The sequence below is a fragment of the Nonomuraea marmarensis genome, assembly GCF_043197025.1.
Classification (GTDB): Bacteria; Actinomycetota; Actinomycetes; order Streptosporangiales; family Streptosporangiaceae; genus Nonomuraea; species Nonomuraea marmarensis.
Genome location: NZ_JBICRM010000019.1, coordinates 183,384 through 193,761, shown reverse-complemented (window position 1 = coordinate 193,761; position 10,378 = coordinate 183,384). Strand labels below are relative to the sequence as shown.

9 protein-coding genes are annotated in these 10,378 nt (G+C 69.8%); 2 read left to right on the top strand and 7 right to left on the bottom strand.

Annotated elements, in window-relative coordinates; all coding sequences use genetic code 11:
• Positions 1 to 175: 175 nt before the first annotated feature.
• Positions 176 to 754 (bottom strand): AMIN-like domain-containing (lipo)protein, encoded by a 579-nt coding sequence (locus tag ACFLIM_RS29050; RefSeq protein WP_393170779.1) that lies wholly within the window; start codon positions 752 to 754, stop codon positions 176 to 178.
• 126 nt (positions 755 to 880) lie between these two features.
• Here ACFLIM_RS29050 and ACFLIM_RS29045 point away from each other — a divergent pair, with 126 nt between their 5' ends.
• A complete protein-coding gene (locus tag ACFLIM_RS29045) occupies positions 881 to 2,737 on the top strand; it encodes a hypothetical protein (RefSeq protein WP_393170777.1) in 1,857 nt (618 codons plus the stop codon).
• Between the two features lie 40 nt (positions 2,738 to 2,777).
• On the opposite strand, the gene ACFLIM_RS29040 is transcribed toward ACFLIM_RS29045, so the two are convergent.
• Entirely contained in the window at positions 2,778 to 4,139 is a 1,362-nt protein-coding gene (locus tag ACFLIM_RS29040) for an MFS transporter (RefSeq protein WP_393170775.1), read from the bottom strand.
• A gap of 135 nt (positions 4,140 to 4,274) precedes the next feature.
• Between ACFLIM_RS29040 and ACFLIM_RS29035 the strand changes: the two genes are divergently transcribed.
• Positions 4,275 to 4,661 carry a MarR family winged helix-turn-helix transcriptional regulator gene (locus ACFLIM_RS29035; protein WP_393170773.1) on the top strand — a complete coding sequence of 129 codons (387 nt, stop codon included), beginning with the start codon at positions 4,275 to 4,277 and terminating at the stop codon, positions 4,659 to 4,661.
• 36 nt (positions 4,662 to 4,697) lie between these two features.
• Here the strand turns inward: ACFLIM_RS29035 and ACFLIM_RS29030 are convergent, their stop codons facing one another.
• From ACFLIM_RS29030 to ACFLIM_RS29010, 5 genes are read right to left on the bottom strand one after another with little or no spacing between them, the layout of a single operon-like run.
• Positions 4,698 to 5,975, bottom strand: a complete 1,278-nt coding sequence (locus ACFLIM_RS29030; protein ID WP_393170771.1) for a thymidine phosphorylase — start codon at positions 5,973 to 5,975, stop codon at positions 4,698 to 4,700.
• Entirely contained in the window at positions 5,975 to 6,370 is a 396-nt protein-coding gene (locus ACFLIM_RS29025) for a cytidine deaminase (protein ID WP_393170769.1), read from the bottom strand. The genes ACFLIM_RS29030 and ACFLIM_RS29025 overlap by 1 nt, the downstream gene beginning before the upstream one ends.
• Positions 6,367 to 7,647 (bottom strand): ABC transporter permease, encoded by a 1,281-nt coding sequence (locus tag ACFLIM_RS29020; protein WP_393170767.1) that lies wholly within the window; start codon positions 7,645 to 7,647, stop codon positions 6,367 to 6,369. The genes ACFLIM_RS29025 and ACFLIM_RS29020 overlap by 4 nt, the downstream gene beginning before the upstream one ends.
• Positions 7,644 to 8,786: an ABC transporter permease gene (locus ACFLIM_RS29015; protein ID WP_393170765.1), complete on the bottom strand. Its 1,143-nt coding sequence runs from the start codon at positions 8,784 to 8,786 to the stop codon at positions 7,644 to 7,646. The genes ACFLIM_RS29020 and ACFLIM_RS29015 overlap by 4 nt, the downstream gene beginning before the upstream one ends.
• Positions 8,786 to 10,372, bottom strand: a complete 1,587-nt coding sequence (locus ACFLIM_RS29010; RefSeq protein WP_393170763.1) for an ABC transporter ATP-binding protein — start codon at positions 10,370 to 10,372, stop codon at positions 8,786 to 8,788. Before ACFLIM_RS29010 ends, ACFLIM_RS29015 begins: the two co-directional genes overlap by 1 nt.
• Between the last annotated feature and the right edge of the window lie 6 nt (positions 10,373 to 10,378).

Sequence of the window (10,378 nt, the reverse complement as noted above, 5' to 3'; positions counted from 1 at the left end):
TTCGGGGTATGCGGGGTGTCCCCGCAGGTGGGTGTCCCCGCAGGTCTGTTTCGGGGTATGCGGGGTGTCCCCGCAGGTGGGTGTCCCCGCAGGTCTGTTTCGGGGTATGCGGGGTGTCCCCGCAGGTGGGTGTCCCCGCAGGTCTGTTTCGGGGTATGCGGGGTGTCCCCGCAGGTCAGTGCGCTACATCCAGGATCAGGCGGTTCGTCGAGCCCTGCTCCTCGATCTGGAACGCGGCCTGCCTGGCCAGCACCAACCCGATGCCGACCCGGCCCTCGAAGTCGCCGGTCCTGACGACGTTGGTGAGGTTGCCCAGCTTGGCGGGGTAGATCGGGCCGTCTCCCCAGGTGGGCCGGCCGTCCTCGTCGTGGGCGTTGGCGGGGAAGAGCGTGAGCTGGAGGTACGCGCCGCCACGAACGTCGATGGGCCGGCCGGAGCCGTCCTGCACGAGGTTATCCACCCATTTCACGTTATATCCGGGCATGTCGCCTGCGAGGTCGACGACCAGGCGGTCGTACGTGTCGTGGGCGTCGTACCGCACGGCCGTCACGACGGCGGGCTCGATGCCGTCACGCTGGACGTCCACCTCGCTGGTGCTCGTCGGAGTGTCCGAGTCGGGGGTGGCGGACGTGGTTTCCTTCACCACGGTCTGCGTAGGGACGCCGCAGGCGGTGAGCACGGCGGCGATACAGGCGAGCGGGACGGCCAGGCGGAAGCGCGACGACCGGCCGCCGGGCGGGGATGACGAGCGCATGCCCGGTAGATGCCCAGCCCACGGGCCTGCAAGCGGTGTCGCGGCGGATCGGCATGGGGTTTGACTGGCACTTCCGTGAAACCGGGAGCTCCCTCTACGCTGATCAGCCCACAAGGAGTCATATACGTGAATAAGTCCACCGAATTATCGGTTTTTCTGACTAACTACGGACCTTCGTTCGCCCGGACCGCGTACCTGCTGACGGGCGACGCGGACAAGGCCCGCGAGCTGGCGGTCAGCGCACTGGCCACGGTCGGCCGCCGCTGGTCCACCGTCCGCTGGAACCAGCCGGTCGAGGCCGTGCTGCGGGAGTTGTACCGGCGCTACCTGTCGGTCACGGTGCCGCCGCCGCAGGCGCCCGGAGGGTACGCGCTGGCCGCCCTGCCTCCGAAGGGCCGAGCCGCCATCGTCGCGCAGTTCCACGACGGGCTGCCCCCGCACCAGGCGGCCGCGATCACGGGCTTATGGATCGCGATCCTGGAAAAGGAGACGCACCAGGCCCGAGCCCACCTCAAAGCAACCCACCCCGACCTCTTCGCCACTTTCGCGAAACCACCCCCGGCCACAGAACCACCCCAGGAGCCCACCGAACCGCCCCAGGAGGCATCCGGAGACGAGCACGGCCCGCCCGATCCACCGGCGAACGTAGCGTCGTGGGCGGCACCCTCGGACACGCCAAGCGCTCCCCCGGAGACGACCACAACCCAGGCACCGTGGACGGTCCCGACCCAGTCGAGCACGCCGCCGACGGGCCCGCCGCAGGACGTTACGCCATGGGCGGTCCCAGCGCAGGCGAGCGCGCCGTGGGCGGTCCCTGCTCAGGCGTGGGACGTGCGAGGAGCCGCCGGCGATCCGGCCATGCGGGCCGCCCTGATCCGTATCTCGGCCGAGATGCCGCACGTCCACCTCGCCGAGCCCGTCCTGAGCCGCATCCGCAGGCGCCGCAGGGTCCGGATCGCCACGTGGACGACGGTGTCGCTGGGCACGATCGGCGCGCTCGTGGCCCTGATCGCGATCGCCGTGAGCGCCGTGGCCCGCAACATCGAGGACACGGTCGCCCAGCCTGTCTCCACCGGCTACACGCGGGCCCCGGATCAGGTCCCGGAGGCGCTGCACGTCACGCTGACCGACCCGATCCGCTACGCGTACACGGGCTATTGCGAGGGCAGCACCAACGATACGAGCGACCCGCAGCCCTGCGGCCAGTGGCGGCTGGAGACCACGTCGGGCAAGGAGTGGCGGCTGCACGGCGCCAGGGCCGGATACGAAAGCGGCACCGGCGTCGCCCTCCCCCTCGCCATCAGCCAGGACGGCCACCGCCTGGCGTACCGGGACATCGAGGGCTCGTACGTCGTCCGCGACCTCCCCACCGGCACCGTCAAGACGATCGACCTGCGGAACCAGCCGCTGGACCCGCACATCACGTCCTCCCCCAACGGCCGCTACTTCGCCGTCGACTTCGGTGCCGCCGACGGCGCGACGCTCGACTTCGACACGGGCGTGACGCATCACGACTACGGCGACAAGATCCAGATCCTCGCCGTGCACAACGACGGCACACGGGTGGTCAGCGAGCAGAGGGACGTCGACGACGTCCGAGGCCACGCCTCAGTCACCACCCTCAGGATGCACAACACGAAGAGCCTCGTCGGCGGCTACCGCGTCGACCACGGCCTCCTCGACTACGGCGGCGCGCTCGCGCCCGACGGCCACACCCTGGCCATGGTGACGCAGGACCTGAAGGTCATCACCATGGACACCCGCACCGGCCGCGTCACGGGCCACCGCACGACGCTCGAGGACTACGAGGTGATCACGGTCGAGCGCTGGATCAGCGCGGACGAGGTCCTGGTACGCCAGTGGGACGACGACTACGTCCTCTTCATCAAGGTCAACGTGCGCTCGGGCACCGCCACGGAGTTCGCGGACGAGGTGGCGGAGTGGCTCGACTACGACTCCCCGGTGGGCGTACTGAAGAAATGAAGGAGGGCCCCGCCGAGTCGGCGGGGCCCTCGCGAATGGGTCAGACGGTCTCGTAGACCGCGGTCTTCTCCTGCTCGACGGCCGCCGTCTTGCGGGAGCGCAGCCCGGTCGCGGAGATCACCAGCCCGACCAGGGCCAGCACCAGCGACACGACGATCGCCGCGCGCAGCGAGCCGATGGAGAGCGTCTCGCCGCCGCCCGAGGTGAGCACGGCGGTCACCGCGGCCAGCACGATCGCGCCGCCCACCTGCCCGGAAGTGTTGAGCAGCCCGGAGGCCAGCCCCTGCTCGTCGTCGTGCACGCCGTTGGTGGCCTGGATGTTCAGCGAGGGGAACGACAACGCGAACGCGATGCCCAGCAGGATCATGCCGGGGATCACCATGCCGCCCAGGCTGGGCGTGCGGTCGATGCCGAGGAACATCGCGTATCCGCCGGCCAGCGCGGCGGCGCCGATGACGATCAGCTTGCCGGTGCCGAATCTGTCGGCGAAGTCGCCCATCTTGGTCGAGGTGACCGCGACGAGCAGGCCAGCGGGCAGGAACGCCATGGCGGTGCCGAGGGCCGACCAGCCCAGGAGGTTCTGGAAGTACTGCATGGCCACGAACTGGAAGGCCACGTACGAGCCGAACAGGATCAGCAGCCCCAGGTTGGCGCGCACGAGGGAGCCCGAGCGCAGGATGCCGAGCCGGACCAGCGGGTGCCGCACGCGCAGCTCGGCGAAGACGAACAGGACGAGCAGCACGGCCACGCCCACCAGCGAGCCGATCGTCTGCAGCGAGGCCCAGCCGGCCTCGGGCGCCTGCACCACGGTGAACACCAGCCACAGCATGGAGGCGGTGATCAGCACGGCGCCGACCAGGTCGTGACCGCCCTCGGCCCGGTCCTCCTGGCGGCGCGGCAGCACCTTCAGCGCGGCGACCAGCGCGATGATCGCGACGGGCACCGGCATCAGGAGCGTCCACCGCCAGCCGATCTCGGTGAGCAGCCCGGACAACACGAGGCCGAGCGAGTAGCCACTGGCGCCACAGGCGGTGAAGATGCTCAACGCCCTGTTGCGCTCAGGCCCCTCGGGAAAGGTCGTCGTGATGATCGACAAGGCGGCGGGCGCGGTGAACGCGGCGGCCACGCCCTTGACGAACCGGGCCGCGATCAGCAGCCCGCCGTCGTCCACAACGCCACCGAGCAACGACGCCACGGCGAAGACACCCAGCGCGACCAGGAACACCCTGCGCCGCCCGAGCAGGTCGGCGGTCCTGCCCCCGAGCAACAGAAGACCGCCGTAGCCGAGCACGTAGCCGCTGACCACCCACTGCAGGGAAGAAGTGCTAAGGCCCAGGTCGTGCTGGATGGCGGGCAGTGCGACACCGACCATCGAGACGTCCAGGGCGTCAAGGAATATCACTGCACAGAGCACGGTGAGCGCGCCCCAACGGGATGACATAGAGGACATGAGTCAGAACAATACATGCAGGCGCATTTAATGCAAACGCATTTAATGCTGTTGCATGAATCTTAGCGGGATGGTAACCTCCGCGACATGGACGAGGAGTTCGTGGTCGACACCTGGCATTACGTCCTGGGCAAGCACGCCAAGGCCATGTGCGCGCTGGAGCGCGAGCTGGGCGATCGGCACGGCCTGGGGCCCAGCGAGTTCGAGGTGCTGGACCGGATCGTCCATCACGACAGGAAGCTGCGCATCCAGGAGCTCTGCGACGAGGTGCACCTGAGCCAGAGCGCGCTGTCCAGGGTGGTGGCCCGCCTGGAGAAGTCCGCGCTGGTGTCGCGCGGGGCCTGTGACGTCGACCGGCGGGGCGTGTTCGTGTGCATCACGGACGAGGGCCGCGCCCGGCACGCCGAGGCGCTCCCGACGCACCGAGCCGTCCTGGCGGAGATCTTCGCCGACGCCCCGGCCCTGGCCCGCTGAAACGCCCCCGGCCAACCGGGGCGGAGGCAGGCGTCGCTACGGCGCCGTGATGCGGTCGATGACCAGCGGCAGTTGCTCCTCGCTCGCCACCCCGACCGCGTAGCCGCCCTCCAGGGCCTCCAGAGCGCGCTCGAACCGGGCCGTCTCATCCGCGTGCAACGTCATCAGCGGCTGCCCTGCACGCACCAGATCCCCCGGCTTGGCGTGCAACGTGACGCCGGCCCCGAACGACACCGGGTCCTCCTTGCGGGCCCGCCCGGCCCCCAGCCGCCACGCGGCCAGCCCCACCGCGTACGCGTCCAGCCTGGTCAGCACGCCCGACGACGGCACCTCGACGGTCATGGTCTCGGCCGCCCTGGGCAGCAGGGCATCGGGATCGCCGCCCTGAGCGGAGACCATGCGGCGCCACACGTCCATGGCCGAGCCGTCCGCCAGCGCCTTCGCCGGGTCCTTGCCGGAGATCCCGGCGGCCTCCAGCATCTCCCGCGCGAGCCGTACCGTCAGCTCCACGACATCGGCGGGGCCGCCGCCGGCGAGCACCTCGACGGACTCCTCGACCTCCAGCGCGTGGCCGACGGCCCGCCCGAGCGGCCGGTCCATCGCCGTCATCAGCGCGACCGTGCGCACGCCCGCGTCCGTCCCGAGCGCGACCATGGTCTCGGCCAGTTCCCGAGCCGTCTCAGTGGTCTTCATGAACGCCCCCGAGCCCACCTTCACGTCGAGGACCAGCGAGCCGGTGCCCTCGGCGATCTTCTTGGACATGATCGACGACGCGATCAGCGGGATCGACTCGACGGTGCCGGTGACGTCGCGCAGGGCGTACAACTTCTTGTCGGCGGGGGCGAGGCCGGTGCCCGCGGCGCAGACGACGGCGCCCGCCGAGCGCAGGACGTTCAGCATCTCGTCGGTGGAGAGCGAGGCCCGCCAGCCGGGGATCGACTCGAGCTTGTCGAGCGTGCCGCCGGTGTGGCCGAGGCCGCGGCCGGAGAGTTGCGGCACGTACGCCCCGCACGCCGCCACCAGGGGAGCCAGCGGAAGGGTGATCTTGTCGCCGACCCCGCCCGTCGAGTGTTTGTCGGCCGTCGGCCGGTCGAGCGCGGACCAGTCCATCCGCTCGCCCGAGCGGATCATGGCCTGCGTCCAGTCCGCGATCTCGCGCCGGTTCATGCCGTTCAGCAGGATGGCCATGGCCAGCGCGGACATCTGCTCGTCGGCCACGTCGCCGCGGGTGTAGGCGTCGATCACCCAGTCGATCTGCGCCGTGGTCAGCTCGCCGCCGTCGCGCTTGGCGCGGATGACCTCGATGGCATCCACTAGGCGCTCCGGCTGAGGTCGCCGGGGCCGAACGCGTACGGCAGGATCTCGGCCATCGGCTTCGGCCCGTCCACGGTCTCGACCAGCAGGTCCTCGCCGCCGAACTCGTACAGGAGCTGGCGGCAGCGGCCGCACGGCATCAGCAGCTCGCCGTGGCCGTCCACGCAGGTGAAGGCCACCAGCCGGCCGCCGCCCGACAGCTGCAGCGCCGATACCAGGCCGCATTCGGCGCACAGGCCGAGCCCGTAGGAGGCGTTCTCGACGTTGCAGCCGATGACGACCCGGCCGTCATCGACCAGCGCCGCCGCCCCCACGGGGAATTTGGAATAAGGCGCGTACGCGTTGCGCATGGCGTTCGTCGCCTCGGCCCGCAGGCCGTCCCAGTCGATGCTCAATGTTGTTCCCCCCGGCGATAGCGCACGCCGTCGGCCTTGGGCATCCGCAGCCGCTGCGAAGCCACCAGCAGCACGAGCAGCGTGAGCACGTGTGGTGTGATGAAGACGAACTCGTTCGGCAGCTGGTCCACCGTCAGCCACAACCAGAAGAGCACGACCATGCCCGCGGCGGCCAGCGCCATCAGGGTGTATTCCCTGGCACCCCTGGTCACCATCTCGGCAGGCTGGTCGGATGACAACATCCGGCGGACCCTGATCACGAGGTAGCCGAGCAACAGCACCGCGCCGAACAGGAAGAACGACGTGACCGCCCCGGAGCTGCGCAGTTGCAGGCCGTCGGCATAGCCGAACAGTGACGCGCCGGCCGCGAGCCCGCCGGGACGCCAGTTGCCGAAGATCATGGCGGCCAGGCCGATGAAGCCGCGCCCGCCCGTCTGGCCCTCGACGTACTTGGTGGAGACGAAGACCAGGAACACGCCGCCGAGCCCGGCGAACGCGCCGGAGATGACGACGGCGACGTACTTGATCAGGTAGACGTTCACGCCCAGCGACTCGGCTGCCCACGGGTTCTCGCCCGCCGAGCGCAGCCGCAGGCCGAAGGCCGTGCGCCAGAGCACGAAGAACGTCAGGGGCAACATCAGGACGGCCAGGATGACGAGCACGTTCACATTGTGCGTGAGCCCGCGCAGAATGCCCGCGAGGTCGGACAGGAGGAACCAGTGGGTGTTCTCCAGCCAGCCGAAGACGTCGGGCCCGTCGGACAACAACGGCAGGCTGACCTGCGGCGCGGACGAGGTGATCGCGGGCGAGGTGGTGATGCCGGCGCCCGCGTCGGCCGCCGGCGTGCCCTCCTTGTAGAGCACCTCGGACAGGAAGCGGGTGATGCCTGGCCCGAGCAGGTTGATCGCGACGCCGCTGATGATGTGGTCCACGCCGAACGACACGGTGGCGATCGCGTGGATGAGGCCGCCGAGCGCACCGCCGAGCAGCCCGGCGAGCAGGGCGGCCACGGGCCCCCACTGGTATCCGGCCCAGCCGGCGAACCAGGTGCCGAGCACCATCATGCCTTCGAGGCCGATGTTGACCACGCCGGCCCGCTCCGCCCACAACCCGCCCAGCCCGGCCAGGCCGATCGGCACCGCCAGCAGCAACGCGGCGGCGAACGTGCCGGAGGAGGTGATGTCGTTCTGCCCCGAGACGACGCGTACCAGCGACATCAGCAGGATGAGCGCGGCGACGCCGATGAGCACCACGTGGTACTTGCCGAGCCTGGTCATGCTGCCACCTCAACCGGAGTGTTCCTGCCGAGCTGCTGGGCGGCCCGCCGTTCTTCGAGTCTGAGCGCCAGCCGCTTCGTCACCTCGTTGGCCACGACGACGAGCAGCACGATCACGCCCTGGATGATCGTGACGACGGACGCCGGCACGCTCACATCCTGCAGCGCGCCCTGCGCCCGGTCGAGGAAGGCGAACAGCAGCGCGGCGAACGCGATGCCGACGGGCTTGTTCCTGCCGAGCAGCGCCACGGCGATGCCCAGGAAGCCCAGGCCCGCGGTGAAGTTGGAGTTGAACGCGCCCCTGTCGCCGAGGATCTCGGGCAGGCCGATGAGCCCGGCGATCGCGCCGGACAACACCATCGCCGCGATGATCATCTTCTTCGGGTCCACGCCCGAGGCCAGCGCGGCCGGGCCGTTGAGGCCGCTGGCCTTGATGTTGAAGCCGAAGCGGGTGCGCTCCAGCACCACCCAGACCACCAGGCCGAGCACGACCGCCAGGAGCAGGAAGCCCCACACGCCGCCGGCGCGGGTCGGCTGGACCTGCCCGAACCAGTCGAAGATGAAGTTGAGGTTGGGGAACATGGCCGAGTCCGCCAGCTCGGGCGTGGACGTGGTGAGCTGACCCTCGGCGCGCTGTCCCGCGAAGGGTCCGCGGACGAGGAAGGCGGTCAGGTTGATCGCGATGTAGTTCAGCATGATCGTGGCGATGACCTCGTTCACGCCTCTGGTCACCTTCATGACCGCGGGGATCAGCGCGTAGAGCCCGCCGACGGCCGCCGCGACGATGATGATCACCGCGATCTGGATCGGCGCGGGCGCCGTGAACGTCGAGCCCACATAAGCGGCGCAGATCGCGGCGAGCCGGTACTGGCCCTCCACGCCGATGTTGAAGAGGTTCATGCGGAAGCCGACGGCCACCGCCAGACCGGCGATGAACAGCGGCACCGCCCGGTTGAGGAACGCCGCGATGCCGTTGACCGCCGCCCGCTCGGTCGCTCCGAAGTTGAAGAAGGCGGCGAGCGCGTCCAGCGGGCGGCTGCCCGCGACGATGATCGCCACGCTGCAGATCGCGATCGCCAGGACGATGGCGACGACGACGCCGGCGACGGTGAGCAGCGTCCGGTTGAGCCCGGCGGGCATCACGACTCCTCAGTGCCGGCGATGGCGCCAGTCATGTAGCCGCCCAGCCGCTCGGGCGTGATCTCGGAAGGGTCGAGCGCGGCCACGAGCCGCCCCCGGTAGATCACCCGCAGCGTGTCGGACAGGCCGATCAGCTCGTCGAGGTCGGCGGAGATGAGCAGCACCGCCAGCCCGGCGGCCCTGGCGTCGCGCAGGTGGTCCCAGATGGCGGCCTGCGCGCCCACGTCCACGCCCCGGGTGGGGTGGGCGGCGATGAGGAACTTGGGCTCACCGCTCATCTCCCGGCCCACGATCAGCTTCTGCTGGTTGCCGCCGGACAGGGCCAGGGCCAGGGTGTCCACACCGGGCGTACGTACGTCGTAGTCCTTGACGATGCGCTCGGTGTCGGCCTTGGAGGCCCGCCTGTTGACCCAGATGCCGCTGCGCGCGGGCTTCCTGGTCTGGTGGCCGAGCACGCGGTTCTCCCACAGCGACGCCTCCAGCAGCAGGCCCTGGCGGTGGCGGTCTTCGGGGATGTAGCCGATGCCCGACTCCCTGCGCCGCAGCGTGGACCAGCCGCTGATGTCCTGGCCGCCCAGCTCGACGCGGCCGTGCACAGGGCGGATGCCCATGATCGCCTCGATCAGCTCGGACTGGCCGTTGCCCTCGACCCCGGCGATGCCGAGGATCTCGCCCTCGTGGATCTCGAACGACACGTCGTCGAGGAGCAGCCTTTTGCCTTCTTCGCGCAGCTTGTCGAGGTCGGCGGCCGGACGGTGGCCGTCTGCCTCCATAGTGACGCCCGTGACCTTCAGCGCCACGCGGTCGGTCACCGTGGACTCGCGGGTCTCGGGCGTGGGCAACTCGCTGCCGACCATGAGCTCGGCGAGCTGCCGCGCGGTGACGTCGGCGGGGTCCACACTCGCGACCGTGGTGCCGCGCCGGATCACGGTGATCGCGTCGGCGATGTCGAGCACCTCGTCGAGCTTGTGGGAGATGAAGATGACGGTCAGGCCCTCGGCCTTGAGCTCGCGCAGGTTCTGGAAGAGCTCCTCGACCTCCTGGGGCACGAGCACCGCGGTGGGCTCGTCGAGGATGAGGATGCGGGCGCCGCGGTAGAGGACCTTGAGGATCTCCACCCGCTGGCGGTCGCCGACGCCGAGGTCCTCCACGAGCTTGCCGGGGTCCACCCGCAGGCCGTGGGCGCTGGCCAGCTGGGTGATGCGCTGCCTGGCGGCGGCGGTGTCGAGCCTGCCGCCCTTCTTCGGCTCGGCGCCGAGGACGACGTTCTCCAGCACGGTGAGGTTGTCGGCCAGCATGAAGTGCTGGTGCACCATGCCGATGCCGACGTCGATGGCATCGCTCGGCGTGCGGAAGCTGACCTCCGTGCCGTTGACCCTGATCGTGCCGTCGTCCGGCTTCTGCATGCCGTAGAGGATCTTCATCAACGTGGACTTGCCCGCGCCGTTCTCGCCAACGATCGCGTGCACCGTGCCCGGTTGGACGGTGATGCGGATGTCATGATTCGCGACGACGCCGGGGAAACGCTTGGTGATGCCCTCCAGCTCTACGGCGGGTTTCACCGTGGCCAGGGTGTCAGCACTCATTTCGCC